Annotated in this window: 12 protein-coding genes and 1 tRNA gene; 6 read left to right on the forward strand and 7 right to left on the reverse strand. The window is 65.1% G+C overall.

What is annotated here, in order from left to right:
* Window positions 1–64: 64 nt before the first annotated feature.
* The 6 genes from leuB to I0K15_RS07530 all read left to right on the forward strand — a co-directional run bounded on the left by leuB (window position 65) and on the right by I0K15_RS07530 (window position 4641).
* A complete protein-coding gene (gene leuB / locus I0K15_RS07505; protein ID WP_196104831.1) occupies window positions 65–1171 on the forward strand; it encodes a 3-isopropylmalate dehydrogenase in 1107 nt (368 codons plus the stop codon).
* Between the two features lie 243 nt (window positions 1172–1414).
* Window positions 1415–1723 (forward strand): hypothetical protein, encoded by a 309-nt coding sequence (locus I0K15_RS07510; RefSeq protein WP_196104833.1) that lies wholly within the window; start codon window positions 1415–1417, stop codon window positions 1721–1723.
* 6 nt (window positions 1724–1729) lie between these two features.
* Window positions 1730–2473 carry a hypothetical protein gene (locus I0K15_RS07515; RefSeq protein ID WP_196104834.1) on the forward strand — a complete coding sequence of 248 codons (744 nt, stop codon included), beginning with the start codon at window positions 1730–1732 and terminating at the stop codon, window positions 2471–2473.
* A gap of 147 nt (window positions 2474–2620) precedes the next feature.
* Entirely contained in the window at window positions 2621–3511 is an 891-nt protein-coding gene (locus tag I0K15_RS07520; protein ID WP_196104835.1) for a DUF2167 domain-containing protein, read from the forward strand.
* A gap of 52 nt (window positions 3512–3563) precedes the next feature.
* The gene (locus I0K15_RS07525; RefSeq protein WP_196104836.1) at window positions 3564–4544 is read left to right on the forward strand and encodes a DMT family transporter; all 981 of its coding nucleotides are present in this window, start codon (window positions 3564–3566) and stop codon (window positions 4542–4544) included.
* 20 nt (window positions 4545–4564) lie between these two features.
* A tRNA-Pro gene (locus I0K15_RS07530) sits at window positions 4565–4641 on the forward strand.
* A 184-nt stretch (window positions 4642–4825) separates the two neighbouring features.
* On the opposite strand, the gene I0K15_RS07535 is transcribed toward I0K15_RS07530, so the two are convergent.
* The 7 genes from I0K15_RS07535 to I0K15_RS07565 all read right to left on the reverse strand — a co-directional run bounded on the left by I0K15_RS07535 (window position 4826) and on the right by I0K15_RS07565 (window position 13008).
* The gene (locus I0K15_RS07535; RefSeq protein ID WP_196104837.1) at window positions 4826–5875 is read right to left on the reverse strand and encodes a site-specific integrase; all 1050 of its coding nucleotides are present in this window, start codon (window positions 5873–5875) and stop codon (window positions 4826–4828) included.
* 642 nt (window positions 5876–6517) lie between these two features.
* Window positions 6518–7030, reverse strand: coding sequence for a hypothetical protein (locus tag I0K15_RS07540; RefSeq protein ID WP_196104838.1), 513 nt, complete (start codon window positions 7028–7030; stop codon window positions 6518–6520).
* A 208-nt stretch (window positions 7031–7238) separates the two neighbouring features.
* Window positions 7239–7613 carry a helix-turn-helix domain-containing protein gene (locus I0K15_RS07545; protein WP_196104839.1) on the reverse strand — a complete coding sequence of 125 codons (375 nt, stop codon included), beginning with the start codon at window positions 7611–7613 and terminating at the stop codon, window positions 7239–7241.
* Window positions 7614–7667: 54 nt separating this feature from the next.
* Window positions 7668–8978: a hypothetical protein gene (locus I0K15_RS07550; RefSeq protein ID WP_196104840.1), complete on the reverse strand. Its 1311-nt coding sequence runs from the start codon at window positions 8976–8978 to the stop codon at window positions 7668–7670.
* Window positions 8979–9037: 59 nt separating this feature from the next.
* Complete coding sequence (locus I0K15_RS07555; protein ID WP_230374331.1) at window positions 9038–10744, reverse strand: hypothetical protein; 1707 nt, start codon at window positions 10742–10744, stop codon at window positions 9038–9040.
* A 328-nt stretch (window positions 10745–11072) separates the two neighbouring features.
* Window positions 11073–12176 (reverse strand): hypothetical protein, encoded by a 1104-nt coding sequence (locus tag I0K15_RS07560; RefSeq protein ID WP_196104842.1) that lies wholly within the window; start codon window positions 12174–12176, stop codon window positions 11073–11075.
* A 13-nt stretch (window positions 12177–12189) separates the two neighbouring features.
* Window positions 12190–13008, reverse strand: coding sequence for a hypothetical protein (locus tag I0K15_RS07565; RefSeq protein ID WP_196104843.1), 819 nt, complete (start codon window positions 13006–13008; stop codon window positions 12190–12192).
* Window positions 13009–14948: the final 1940 nt, after the last annotated feature.

Raw genomic sequence — 14948 nt, forward strand, 5'->3', positions numbered from 1 at the left:
TTGAATTGCAACCGCCCGCGGGCTATCGACGGGGCAACCACGCCAAGCCCGAAAGGACGCGCCGATGACCCCTCCCTCCATCCTTATCCTGCCCGGCGACGGGATCGGTCCGGAAGTCATGGCGGAGGTGCGGCGTGTCATCGACTGGTTCGGCGCGAACCGCTCGCTGAACTTCGAGGTGATCGAGGATCTGGTGGGCGGTGCCGCCTATGACGAACACGGCACCCCGCTGACCGACGACACGATGGCGAAGGCGCAAGCGGTCGACGCCGTCCTGCTCGGTGCCGTCGGCGGGCCAAAATACGACGATCTTGACTTCTCGGTGAAGCCGGAGCGGGGCCTCCTGCGCCTGCGCAAGGAGATGGACCTCTTCTCCAACCTGCGCCCAGCGCAGTGCTTCGACGCGCTCGCCGATTTCTCTTCGCTCAAGCGCGACGTGGTCGCGGGCCTCGACATCATGATCGTGCGCGAGCTGACCTCCGGCATCTATTTCGGCGAGCCCCGCGGGATCATCGAGGAGGGCAACGAGCGTGTCGGCATCAACACGCAACGCTACACCACCTCCGAGATCGTGCGCGTCGCCCGCTCCGCCTTCGAGCTTGCCCGCCGTCGCGACGGCAAGGTCTGCTCGATGGAGAAGGCCAACGTGATGGAGAGCGGGATCCTCTGGCGCGAGGAGGTGCAGAAGCTTCGTGACGAGGAGTACCCGGATATCGAGCTCAGCCACATGTACGCCGACGCCGGCGCCATGCAGCTCGTTCGCTGGCCCAAACAGTTCGACGTGATCGTGACCGACAACCTCTTCGGCGACCTCTTGTCGGACGCGGCGGCAATGCTGACCGGCTCGCTCGGTATGCTGCCCTCCGCCTCCCTCGGCGCGCCGATGGAGAACGGGATGCCCAAGGCGCTCTACGAGCCAGTCCACGGCTCTGCGCCGGACATCGCGGGCCAGGGGAAGGCGAACCCGATCGCCTGCATCCTCTCCTTCGCGATGGCGCTGCGCTACTCCTTCGACCAGGGCGAAGAGGCCGACCGGCTGGAAAAGGCGGTGGAGAACGCCCTCGCCGACGGCGCCCGCACCGGCGACCTGATGGGACCGGACGGCGGCACGCCGCTCTCCACCTCCGGCATGGGCGACGCGATCCTCAAGGCGCTCGACGAAACGCTGTAGACAAGAAATATTTGAACAGAGGCGGTACGCGCGCCGCAACTTTCGTGATACAGTAAGTTTTGATTTTGTGTATCACGAGTTCCAGTGAGAGTTGCCATGCGTACTGCCAGTACTGCACTTATTCTTGCTTGCCTTTCATGTGCTGCCTGTAGCAGCAACCTGCTGTCGTTCGAACGCAGTGGCGACTCCAGATCCACTCAGCAGAGATCGGACGCTACGAGCCCCCCCGGTCCGGACGTCGAAGTGCCGGCAGTCAGCGACAGCGAGGCCAGGCAGCCGAGCGAGACTGCCGAACGGCCAACCGACGACAGGCAGTCTTCCTCGACGAACTCGGATCGGTCGATCAACCGGGACGACACCAACAGGCGAGAGCCGGAGATCGACGAAGACGACGTCGTTGCCGTCGATGTCTCTGATATCGTCAACGAACCGGAGACCGGCGTCGGTCCGGTCTGCGATTGCAGCCCCACGATGCCCGAGCAGGAGATCGACCGCCTCGGCGCGTTAGGGGAGACGGTCGACGTTCCTGCTGCAGTAGATCTCCGGAGATAGACGAGCGTGTTTCGCGCGGCTGTCCGTCGGGCCGAGCAGGCCGGAAAGGCGGTCGGCGTAGTGACCGCTCTCGTCGGCTTTCCCGCGGCAATGTTCGGCGCATGGACCTTCGGAAGCGAGATTCGGGACACTGTGACGGCCCCCGACATCACCGTCGATATCCGCAACATGACCTTGCGGTGCTTCTACCGCATCACCAGTCAGGCAGACTACGTCGCATATGTGGACGGCGATCAGAGCGTGCTAACGAGGTACTGCCGCGCAGCGCCCCTCGCCGTCAGCTTCGAAGCGGTCATCACGAACGGCGACAGCATCGCACGGACGCTGACGGCGATATCAGCCCGGCTCGACCTTCCGCCCGGTTCGCCGGCGGTTGCGCCGGTCTTCGCACAGTCGTGGCTGGTGACCCACACGATCGACGGGCTTCGTGAGACCAATCTTCGCGAGTCGTGGTCGGTGACGCGGCTCCCCCCGGGCGCCAGCGTGACCCAGGAGGTTTGGCTGGTGCAGGACCTGCCGGGAGACGAGCAGGCCGCATGGTCGGAGCTGCTCGACTGGATAATGCAGGAGGAAAACCCTCCCGAGCACGCCGAGATCGCGACGACCGTGACCCTGTCCATCGCCGGTCAGGACGAGCCGGTCGACGCTGCCACTTGCCGGTTCATGCGCCGCCCGGAGTCGCTGGAGAGGTTCCGGAGCTTCGATCCCTGGCGGCAGATCCAGTTCACCGGAGCCTGCGCGTCGGACTGACATTGCCGACGGCCCTCGACAGCGGACTCGCGAGGTTGTAATTCCGCAACGATCAAACCTGCATGGCTCCGCATCGCGATCCTTGCCACACTTCGCACCCGGTCCGGCATTAGCGTCGAGATGAATGCTCTCCCGAAGGACCCTGAAATGCTTCGCCTGATGTTCGCCGCCAGCCTTGCGGCCCTCGTCACCACATCGCTCTCCGCCATGAGCTTTGCCGAGATGTTTCCGGCCCATCCCGGCTATGACGACGTGCGCACGCAGGAGATCCTGGAGTCCATCGAGTACCAGCAGGGTGAGGTGGTGCTGCCCGGCGGGCAGGCGAAGCTGGAGGTGCCGACCGGCTACTACTATCTGGGCCCGGCGGACGCGAACCGGATCCTGTCGGACCTGTGGGGCAATCCGCCCAGCGATCAGCTCGGCATGATCTTCCCCGCGCCGCACACCCCGATGGACTGGGCGGCCTGGGGCGCGATGCTGAACTGGGATCCGATCGGCTACGTCTCCGACCGCAATGCGGGCCGGATCGATTTCGACGACCTGCTCGAGGACATGCAGGGCGACACCGCCATCGAGTCCGAGGAGCGGCGTGCGGCCGGCTATGGCGGGCTGGAGCTCGTCGGCTGGGCCGCTGCCCCCGAATACGATGCGGACCGGCAGGCGCTCTACTGGGCCGAAGAGCTGCATTTCGACGAGGCGGACGCCAACACGCTGAACTACCGCCTGCGTCGGCTGGGGCGGAACGGCGTGCTGCAGGCGAACTTCATCGCTACGATGGATCAGCTCGACCAGGTGAGCCAGGCGCTGCCGGACCTGATCGCGATGCAGAGCTTTACCGAGGGCAATCGCTACGCCGATTTCGATGCGAGCACCGACACCGTCTCCGAAATGGGTCTCGCGGGTCTCGTCGCGGGCAAGATCATTCGCCGGACCGGCGTGGTGAACGCGGCCATCCTGATGCTGCAGAAGTTCTGGATCGTGCTGCTCCTGCCCATCCTCGGCATCTGGCAGTTCTGGCGGACACGCGGAAGCGATTGACGCGCCGCCGCCGCTCGGTCAGCTTGCGCGGCGGGCACGGCGGAGGAACGGCATGACATCGGCGGCGCGGGGCGCGGCATCGGCACTGTTGGGCTTCGCCTTCTTCGCGACCCACGACGTGATCGTGAAGTCGCTGGGCGGGACCTACCCGGTCTTCCAGATCGTCTTCTTCTCCGTCCTCTTCGGCTTTCCGACCGTGATGATCATGCTGATCCGGGACCAGGCGCCCGGTACGCTGACGCCGAAGCATCCGGTGCTGGTCGGTGTGCGGACCGGGCTGGGCGTGGTGACGGGGCTCTGCGCCTTCTACGCCTTCACCACCCTGCCGCTGGCGGAGACCTACGCGATCATCTTCGCGCAACCGTTGCTCATCACGATCCTCAGCGTGCCGCTGCTGGGGGAGGCCGTGGGCCTTCGCCGCTGGATCGCGGTCGCGGTGGGGCTCTTGGGCGTGGTGGTGGTGATGCAACCCGGTGTCTCGACCCTCAGCCTCGGCCATCTGGCGGCTCTCACCGCGGCGACCTGCGGCGCCTTCGTCTCCATCATCCTGCGGCGCATAGGTGGGGAGGAGCGGAGCGTGGTGCTGATCCTCTATCCGATGCTCGCCAACCTCGTGTGCATGGCGATGGTGATGCCCTTCGTCTACGTGGCACCGCCGGTGGAGCATCTGGGCCTCTTCGCCGTGATCTCTCTGCTCGGCTTCGGCGGGATGCTGATGCTGATCCGCGCCTACCGCACGAGCCCCGCGGCGATCGTCGCCCCGATGCAGTACTCGCAGATCCTGTGGGCGGTTATCTTCGGCACCCTCCTCTTCGACGAGCTGCCGACCTGGACCACGGCGCTGGGTGCGGCGATCATCGTGGCGAGCGGCATCTACATCGTCCTGCGGGAGGAGCGCGGCGGCCGCACCGTCGCCCGCCCGGTGACGACCGGCCGGACCCTGCGGGGCGACACGGTGGCGGGTGTGCGCACTGGCGATGTCCTGCGCCTGCAGGGCAAACGCGATGCCCCCTTGAACTCCGAAGAGGAATAGGGCAAAGCCACCGCCACGGTCGGAGTGTAGCTCAGCCTGGTAGAGCACTGTCTTCGGGAGGCAGGGGCCGGAGGTTCGAATCCTCTCACTCCGACCAATAATTCAAGGATCATTTGATTTTCTCAACTGCCGGGTTTCTGGGGCGAGCCCCAGAAATGCTCATTTGGCAGCAGCCCATCTCGAGCCAGCGTCCTTCGCATAACTCGCAACGCGTTCCGCTCCAAAGAAGAAGGCCCACCGCTCATGAGCGATGGGCCGAGAACACAAACAATTTCTTAGGCTCACTGGGGTGGGCGTCCGCCACGATTCGCAGCATCGAGAGCACCAGCCTGATACTCGGGATGCTGATGCGCATAATCTCGTTCCATTGTCTCCAGGCTAACCCCGAAAAAGCCCGAGGCTTCCCACATGGGCATCGCTGCATGCATTGCCCAAGTGATTGCAGTATGGCGAAGTGTATGACGCGTCACGTCAGGCAGAGCTGCCTCCTTCCTCAGCCGACCCCAGGCTGTCTTGATGTCCGCAATGCCCTGCCCCCTAAACTCGACGACCCAGCCACTCGAATTCTGCCTGTGCCAGCGTCGTAAATGCGCAAGAAGCCTCGATGGAATACGCACAGTTGGGGCACTTTTGCGTGTTCTTCGAGCATCCTTTTTCTTCCGATAAAGGATGCCGCGCTCCACATCGACATAGCCGCCAGCAGCATGCTCATGAAATTTCAGACTGAGAATGTCTGTCTTTCTACTCCCCGTGTAGAGGCCAATGAGGATGAACGGCACGAGATGTCTGGTGTCCGCGTTCTGTCGAGCCGTTCTGATCAGCCGAGCGGCCTCATCTCTCGTCAGCCATCTGTCGCGTGCGGCCGGTCGCGGTGGCATCCAGGTCTTCGGTCTCGCCATGCCCGCGGGCATGGCGTAATTGATTGCTGCGATCAGGCAACCAAGTTCGCGCCGGACTGTCCCTGGAGCTCGATCTCGCTGCGTTGCATAGGCCTTACACCGATCAATCGACACTTCCTTGACCGGCAGGTCGCCCCACCAGGCGTCCAGCGCATCGATGGCGTATCCAATCCGCGCTGGATCTGCAGCCTCCAAGGCTGGGCCTTCGCCATAAATAGTAAGCACCTGTGACACTGTCACGTCCGTGTGAACAGCTGATTGCGGCCCCTGAACTTTCCGAATCAGGTAGAGGCGGAGCTCTGCTTCAGCTTGTTCGCGATCGACCGTGCCGGTCGAGTATTCGTGTTGGCCGTCCCTGATGACGTAGACAGCTTTTTTGTTGCCTTTGGACTTTCGCCAATAGAGCCGGGGACCTTTGGAGCGACGCGGCATAGATGTATTAATTCCTTTACGCTATCGGGATCGATGCGCCGAGCGGACCCGATCACCACGGTAAACCCATGAAGATCTGCCACCTCCTCGAGGCCCGATCGAGGCACTCCCAACTGCTTTGCGAGGTCGTCAAATTTCAGGAGTTTCTGCATCGTGTGTGTTCAACTCGGCTATTGGATCAGTTCGTTTTGTGATGACACCCTCTTGGGATGCTCGGGATATTGCTCCGTTTGGTGGAGTGAAGTAGCGGATCTCCAAAATCTCAGCCCACACGATTCAGATCTTCGATATCGTTTGTTTTTTAAGCTGATGGCTTGGCGAGATGATCGTGAGGTGAGACCTCGCAGAGTTGGTCTCACGGATCGGTCGACCGCGCTGCGATCCAAGGCGGCAGATTGGATTGATCGAAGAGGGGCTTGATCCTGCTTGCTTCGGCATTTTGGGTGCAGTCCCGAACTGCACGTTTTGTCGTGCTCTTGCGGTTTGTCGCAGGAAGGTCCGCGAACATTTCGCCGATGAATGTCGGGGGACGCCTGTGCGTTTGGCGGGCGGTTTCCGAAGCTGTCGTGGGTTTTACAGGTACCGAGGGTTCGGTTGCTGCGACTGGCCGCTGATGCATCGCCTCGAACCTGATGGGTCGCGCTACTGCAGGATGAGGTCGCGACTCCGGGCCGCCGCCACGTGCTTGGGCTCTCTCGAACGGAAGGCGGCGGCAACCTCGCCTTGAGCACGGAGCCTTTCTCGGAGGGCGTTCATGACCGACATCGGATTGCCTGCGAGCCGTCCGAGCACCGGCGACCCTGTGGCGGCGGACAGGCGGAAGCCGGGGTGACGGAGCGGCACGAGCTGGCGCCGCGCACAGACAAAGCGGGTTCGCTTCGTTAGCCCTGCGGCGAGGCGGTCTTCGATGCGGCGGACATGGATCTCCAAACCCTTGTTCGCAGCCGTGCGCGCCGAGGTGCCGTAGGCGATGAGGGCGAGACGCTCATCGTCACGGGCCTCGACATCGAGCACGAGACAAGGCCGGGTCTTCGGCGCTTGGCAGTCCTCGTCCTCATCTGCGTCGGCATGGGGGAACGCGAAGGCGATGACATGGCCGGGACCGAGATGGCACCGCCATTCGGGTGTTTCTGCAAAGTCGGTTCTGTCGAGCATAATCAATCCTCCTTCCGATGGTTTCACACTTCGACGCTCTCCCTTCTCTTTGTGGGGTCGGCTCCGGTGCCGTGCGCGTCATCGAACTGCGCGCGGCACTGGAGCGGGCCCGCTTTCATTTTCTTGTCTCTCGGAGGTGTGGTGCTTCGACCGCCCCGACGCGGGTCTAATCCTCGGCCACGGGACGTCGCGCGCGCGTTACCAGCGGTCAGGTCTCACGCTGCCGGTCGAGCCAGTCTTCGAGGTCACGCGGCGCGATGCGGGTGTTCTGTCCGACTTTTCGGCTTGGCAGACCCTGCGCGATCAGGCGCTCGACGGAGCGGGTCGAGACAGCAAGACTTGCCGCGACATCCTTCTTCGTCAGCAAGGGGCGCCGATAGTCGTCCTCGGCCCGACGCGCGGGCATTGCGCCCGCCTCGCAGCGCCAGACGTCGCGCCAGCAAAGGCGCAACTGCCCGCCGACCCGGACGGCCGGCAGGCGGCCGTCGCGGATCATCTCGCGCACGGTCCGCCGGCCAAGCCGCCAGTGCCTTGCGACTTGGTCGAGGGAGAGCGTGTAGTCATGGGTGCCGTCCGATCTCATGACAGGGACATGGTCCCCGGCGGAGGGCGTCCCAAACGCCCTCCGCCTGTTCGATCAGCTCTCCGCGATCCGGGCGCGGATCGCCTGCCATTCCGATTGTCCCGCGGTGGCGGCGCAGTCCGAGCGGTATTCGGCGCCTGCCTGCCGCGAGGCATGGCCGAGCAGAGCGGCGACGCGGTCGGCGGCGGTCTCTGCTGCGTGACACCGCAGGTAGTCCGCAGCCACGGTGCGCAGGTCGTGCGCGGGAAGGCCGGTCACACGCTTGACCTGCTCGGACGGCCATCTGCTCGGACGCGCCGCCGGACCCTGCGTGAGCCAGTTCGCGCCCCGCAATTGCGCGAAGCGGGTCTGTGCGAGCCGCCCGGGGCGACCGGCGAGCAGATGCAGGTCGAGGATCTCACCGGTTTCAGGCCAGAGCGGTCCGGCATTCGCCATCCGGCCGGTCTTCTCCTGTCGGTAGCGCAGGGTCCACTCGCCCCAGGGCGTGCGCACGAGCTCGTCCCCCAGACGCCATCCGGCGACATCCCCCGTGCGCGCAGGCCAGTTGATCATGACAGCCAGAATGGCGCTCGTGGACCGGGCGCGCTCATGCTCCGCGGTCCAGGCCGGCAAGCGCCGCGCGCGCTCCACTTCCGCTGCGAGTGCCTGCACGATCAGGTCGTAGCCGCCCGCGGCATAGAGCACATCGAGACGATCCTGCTTGCCCTTGCGCGATACACGCCCCTTGCGGAGCCAGGACTGACGCACCGCACGCAGACCATTTAGCTCGTCCGCATCCAGTTCCCCATGAAGGCCAAGGGCAACCAGCCCGCCGAGATAGTTCGAGATCGTCCGTGGCGCGACGGAAGCGATCCCCTTCCCGGCGTACCCATCCTGCAGCAGCCGCCCCAGTTCCCAACCGAAGAGCCAGCCCAGACGAGGCGGGCAGCGCAGGGCCGGCACGAGCGCGGCACACCGATCGACCGAGGCGACATGTCGACGGATCGTGCCCTCGCGCACGGGCGCGTCGAGCAGTCCGGGGAGGAGCTCTTGCCAGGACCGCGGCCATGCCTGTGACTTCTTGGTGGCCCAGGGGGCGAGCGCCTCGGGTGCAGTCGCCGGTTGCGCGGTTCGACCATGGCCCGCCGCCCGAGGCCGCGCGGTGTAGTATTCGCAGCGGAGCAGGCGCGCCTCGGCGAGCCCGACCTCCGGCACGTGCGTCGCGCAGACGCGCAGGAGGAGCGCGAGGGTCGATTCCGATCCGTAAGCCGCCTCGAAGGCCGCCCGGGATGGCGCGCCGTGGTGCTCCTCTCGATCGGCTAGACTGTCGAACAGTCTGCCCACGACCGAGATGGCACCCGGCGGCAGGTCAGCGCGAACCGACACAAGCCTATCCTTCAGCTCCCGGGGGAGCGAACTCAGCCTGCTTTCAGCGATCTCGGATTTCATGAGGCCGTCCACCGATGGCGGCGCAGGAGATCAGGATGGTGCGCCAGCAGCGCGTCCCGCAGCGCCTGCGAGACCGCCTTGCCGTCGTCGCGACCGTAATGCCGGCGCGCCACCTCCTCGGTATTGCACAGGATGGTCGAGACCAGTCCATAGGCGCCCGGGCGAAGCGCCAAAACAAGAATGGCCACCACATGGCGCATGCGATGCGGCGTGACATCGAGGCCGACCACAGACGCCCCCGCGCGCCAGAGCGCGAGGAAAGACGACGGCGCATAGACCCCGCTCGGCAGGCGCACCGGATCGCCGGAATCGCGCCTGGGACACCCCTCCCCCGGGAAGAGATAGACGTTGTCATGACCCCGGCCGGTCAGCTCGATGAAGCGCGGTCGATGGAGCTCGAGCCAGGTCTTGAGGATCTGCGCGTCACGGCTCGCAACGTCGAGCGTGACGGCCCGTTCGGTTTTCGTCTCCCAGCTCTCATATCGGAATTCGAAGCGGGGCGCCTTGCGGGGCGCAGGGGTCCGGATGAGGTTCGCAGGAACCTCCTCCCTCGACGCGATCCGGGTCAACCGCAGGCACGAGGGCCGCAGCGGCCGCGACAGCTGCATGGCCGCAGCAACGGCCGCGCCATACTGGCGCAAGGCCGTTACCTCGCGCGACGGGGACCCGGCCGCACGGGCCATCCGGATCGCATCCTCGGCGGAGCGGGCGATCAGTTCGGGCGCGCGCACCCATCGTGCGGCGACCGCGGGACTGCCGTGCAACAGCGCCGCGATCGCATCGACCTCGGCCACGACACCGGTCTCCCGCGCGACCCTGCGCCTCGCCCGCGGCTTGTCCAGATGCTTAGACTTGAGCAGCTCCACGATCGCCGGAACACTCCTGTCGTTCAGCCCATGACGGGCAAAGGCCGACAGGTTCGCAAGCCGCAGTTTCAGCGTGTCGCTGTCGAGAGCGTTCTTGAGATCGGGCGCCGCATCCGAGCGGGCAATCTGCGATCGGATCGCCGCCTCGATGACCGTCCGGGTCGTCAGCTCGCCGAGATCGCGCAACTCGGCCGGATCCCCGCCCTCATCCTCCCAGGCGCGCAGCAACCAGGAGACCGTCTCGCGATAGCGCGTGCGGGCGGCGTCCGGCTTGCGCAGGCTTCGCATCTTCGCGGCAGAACGATCGGCCTCGGCCATGACGTATTCCGGGTCCTCTCCGGCTTCGAGACGCGCCAGGAGCGCCTCGCCATGGTCATCCTCGCCGGCAACGGCCGCAGAGGCGGCGGCGTCGAAGGCGGCGCGGAAGGATGCGGGCAGCGTGGACCAGTCGATACGACGGGCGCGCGACGAGCCGGCCGGCACATGAAGCCTCTCCGCCGGAAGGTGAGCCGCGAGCTCCGGAATCTCGAGGAGGTCATCGCGCAGGCCGTTCAGGAACTGCACCGCCTTTCGGAGGGATCTGCGGTCCTTTACCGTCGCTTCGCCGCTGATACGATCAATCTCCTTCTGCGTCACGTCTCCGGGCGCGCAACGGCACCGCGCACGCAGGACCGACAGGGTCCGGTGCCGTCCGGTATTCCAGCGGCGGCCGGTCTGGGGCGGACCCTCATTGGCCGCGATGATATCCGCGAGCGCAGTCCATGCTGCGCGGTCGCGAGGATCGGCAGCAACGGTCAGTCCCCCAACGTCGAGATACTGCCGGAGCAGACCGCGCACGCGACTGTCCGCGCGGGCACAAGCTGCACCGACATCGCGCGCGCGCGGAAAGGCCGCCCCCGGACGTCCTGCGATGTTGCGGTTGAATGCGACGGGATCGGCGGGGAGGGTCGCGAGATCGGCGTCGAGCAGCCCGAGCCGCGCGGGGATGCGGCGCAGCTCGCGGATCGGATCCTGGGGCTTGCCGGTTGTCTCCGCCCAGTGCAGGACATCGGCCAGTGTCGGGCGGGATGTGTGATGCTTCATCTTCTCTTCCGTGGCGTGTCGGGATCGTCGGTCCTCTCGGCTCGAGGGGGACCGACGATCCCGGACAGGCCATCGGACCTGCTCAGCCCTCTTGGCTGGACCCCGCAGCGACGCGTCGAGCCGCGGGCGCCCGTGGAACCGGAGCCTTGTGAGCGGTCGGACGTTGCCGGCGTGCCGTATCGAGCACAGCGGCTGTGCTGGGTCGCGCGCCCCATTGCGCAGCATAGGCGTCGACGTAATCGGCTTTCGAGACCGAAGGGATGGCGCCGCTCGTGGCCAGGGCCCGGGCGTGATCCAGTGCGACGAACCGACTGTGCAGCGTCGCAGGGCTCATATGACAGGCGCGAACGTAGAGGTTGCTCTCACGCGACAGGCCGCGGACCGGCTCCCCCGCGCCCGGAATGTCGACGACGGCGCCGGCGCGGGCGCCGACCCGGCGCACGGCGAAGTGGGCGTCCTTCAGATCATCGACCCACTCCCAGTCCGGATGCGTCGTGGTGCGCGCCGGGCCGTCGCACCGTGTGCTGCCGACGGGCAGCCGGCGCCAGATCTGGAAGACGCAGCGGATGCGCACATTGCCATCGGGCCCCTCGAACCGCTGCTCACCCAGCATCAGCTCATCTACCAGCTCTAGGCGGCGATCGACCCGTCGGCGCATCGCGTCCGAGCCAAACGAGGCAGGCAGCAGCATCGCGACAATGTCGGCATGCTCGGCGGCGCGGCTGAGAAAGCCCAGGGCTCCTGCGCCGCTGCGGCCAAAGGGCGGATTGCCGACGACGAGATGGCGCCCCTTCGGTGGGGTCCAGGTCAGATAATCTGCTTGGATCACCTCCGGCGCGGCCGGATAGAGATCGATCCCGATGCGCGGCGCGGGCAGGATATCGAGAAAGGCCCCGCCACCGGCAGACGGCTCGATCAGCAGATCGTAGGCCGCCGGATCAACCTGCCGCAGCAGGACGTCGAGGCACGTGCGTGCAAGATCCGGATGAGTGTAGTGGCGGTCAGCCGAGAGGGACGGCGTCGCGGCGTGGGTAGGCATAGGTTGGTGCATTTTGAACTCCTGTTCATCATCGTGTTCAGGAGGTCCGTTCGTTTGCCGCGCGACGGAAACGCCGAGGGCGTATTTTTTCGCGGTGAGGTTGATTTTTCTCGCAAGTCTCTGTTCAGATTTGATATTTTTCAACATCACGGACGATCTCTCAGCCGTGCAGGAACTGCGTGAGTGCACGGCTCGCGTCGGCGCGTCGGACATGTTGCGCACCCAAGTCAGGCGCGACGAGCGTGACCGATGTCGTAGCGGTCGGCACCGCGCCCGCCCGCCTCGGGCACCACCGCGTGTCCGCATGTGCGATCCGAAGCTCGACTGTGTCCGCGCCGGTTTCGCCGCACCAATCGTCATAGGCGACCGCGGCGATCCGAATGCGCATCGCCCTCGCGATCCGCTCTAGTGACGGCAACAAGCGTCGCGCTTCCCGGTGCCAGGGTCGGCCGGCCTCACCGGCCAGAAGGGAGAAGTGATGGGTCAGACGCGGCGTCCGACATGCTCTGACAATGCCGATGCGCATGTGCATCTTAAGATCGGCTTCGGTCCGCAAACCGTGGAACCAGCTGATATCGAACGTTCCGTACGGCGAAGGCCAGAAGAGATCGCTATAGACGTCCTCCCGCCACTTCCAAACGAGCCATCGCCCCGATCGTTCGTCGAAGCCGATGATGTCGAACAGACAGGAGTCTATGAGAGCACGATATCCCGCGTCGATCGCGCGCGACGACTTCGACGCGGCCAGACCGAGCGAAACGGCCAGTTCGCTGCACAAGGCACGGCTCGCGTGCTGGGGTCGCGGAGCAAACATGCAGTCCCAGTCGTCGGTTTCCCGGCAGGTTCGATGTGCCAGGGCAAGCGCAAGGCGCATGCCGTGCAACCCGAGACCTGCGTCATGCACCCTCCCCACGAACTGCCCGCTCATCCGGTAACGGTTCGGGCGATCTATCTGAAGGGTCAGGTCGGTGTGGTTCATAGTCTTGATCTCCGTTTGACGAGAGCGGAAATGCCCCCCCGCGGGAGATCGGATCGCTGTGGCGGATAGAGGAACGGAAGACGTGGGGTGCGGGCCGCAAAGGATGCGGGCCGAGCTGCAAGTCTCGCGGGATCGTCCCGCATCCGATGGCGATCCACCCGCATCGGCGACCCCCAAACCCGCGTGCCGGTGCGATCCCGGCTTTCAGGCCTTTGAACAGCCTGAAAAATCTCCGCCTAAAACCCCTTAGAACCTAAGAACCCCCTGGAAACAGTCGGATCAGGCCGCCGGAAGGATGGGTTCGGCAGTGCGTCGCGCTCGTCCCAGGGAGAGAACTGAGCGTTCCCTCCGCTCCCTGTCAGCGCGCCGCATGAGACATCTCCGCTTCGCCTCAACCCTGCGGGGCCTCCCTATCTCGACCGTCAGAGTTGATGACGTCGGGATATAATGGCGTCGTTCCGAGATCTGATTATCGACAGCGACAGGCCGCCAGAGGACGGGCTATGAAAAAAAATCGCCATCGAATGCATTTTTTTTGACCTTGGCGTTTCCGTCCAGCCGCTCATGGAACCAACTCTTGTTCACAAGGGGGCATGATGCAGCATCGGCTCTCGTGTGAGCCGCCGAACAGGCGGTGGAGGCCAGGTTCGAACAAGCCGCCGTTCTGGTGGCGAGCGTGGTCTCGATGAGCCGCCGGATAGGCGGCTGAAAAGAAACGGCGACAGGCGTTCGCGCCTTCCCGGGAGTTGTCCGAGAGGCAACTGCGCATGATGAGCCGCCGAACAGGCGGCTGAGAAAACAAAGGGTCCGGACAAGCGTCCAAGCCCATGCGGTCGCCGGTGCGCCGGCCGCGCCCCTGAGCCGCCGAACAGGCGGTGGAGGCCAGGTTCGAACAAGCCGCCGTTCTGGTGGCGAGCGTGGTCTCGATGAGCCGCCGGATAGGCGGCTGAAAAGAAACGGCGACAGGCGTTCGCGCCTTCCCGGGAGTTGTCCGAGAGGCAACTGCGCATGATGAGCCGCCGAACAGGCGGCTGAGAAAACAAAGGGTCCGGACAAGCGTCCAAGCCCATGCGGTCGCCGGTGCGCCGGCCGCGCCCCTGAGCCGCCGAACAGGCGGTGGAGGCCAGGTTCGAACAAGCCGCCGTTCTGGTGGCGAGCGTGGTCTCGATGAGCCGCCGGATAGGCGGCTGAAAAGAAACGGCGACAGGCGTTCGCGCCTTCCCGGGAGTTGTCCGAGAGGCAACTGCGCATGATGAGCCGCCGAACAGGCGGCTGAGAAAACAAAGGGTCCGGACAAGCGTCCAAGCCCATGCGGTCGCCGGTGCGCCGGCCGTGCCCCTGAGCCGCCGAACAGGCGGTAAGTGCGATCCACCACCTTGCGGGGTGGCGGCGCCAGTGTCGGGACCATCCTCAGGATGATCCTGGGATCGCACTCTTACCTCGATAAAGAGGCACTCCGCCCGCGCTCTGCGCGGGCGGAACTTGTTCGCCATCGATGACGTGCAGACGCATAACGCATCTGCTAACGGCACCAAGTCATCACGCAACATCACCTCGACACCCCAAGGAAGCGTCCTCACCAGGCAACGCCCATCGCTGGAGAGAACTCTCGCATGGAGAGATGGAGGCCGCCTCCAGGATCGCTCGAAAACGCAGCCTGAAATGCGGCGTAAAGCTCAGATCAAATACAGGGCGAAGTCCAATCCGGCAGACAAGTCCGGCCGGGCATGGCTTCGACCGGTCTTGGGAGTATGCGACGGTCTGCCAACTCGTCGAAGACGGCGAGGACGTGCTCTTCGGTGTCAATTCTCATCGCGCCGAAGCCCACCCGCCGCGCCTTCTGGACGTCCGAGACGATGTCTCAGTCGCAGCGGAAGATGAAGTCGCTGAAGGGCCACGCGGCCGCCTGGTCAAAAGGGAGGGGGGGGGGGGGCGAGGCT

This window comes from Pontivivens ytuae, from assembly GCF_015679265.1.
Classification (GTDB): domain Bacteria; phylum Pseudomonadota; class Alphaproteobacteria; order Rhodobacterales; family Rhodobacteraceae; genus Pontivivens; species Pontivivens ytuae.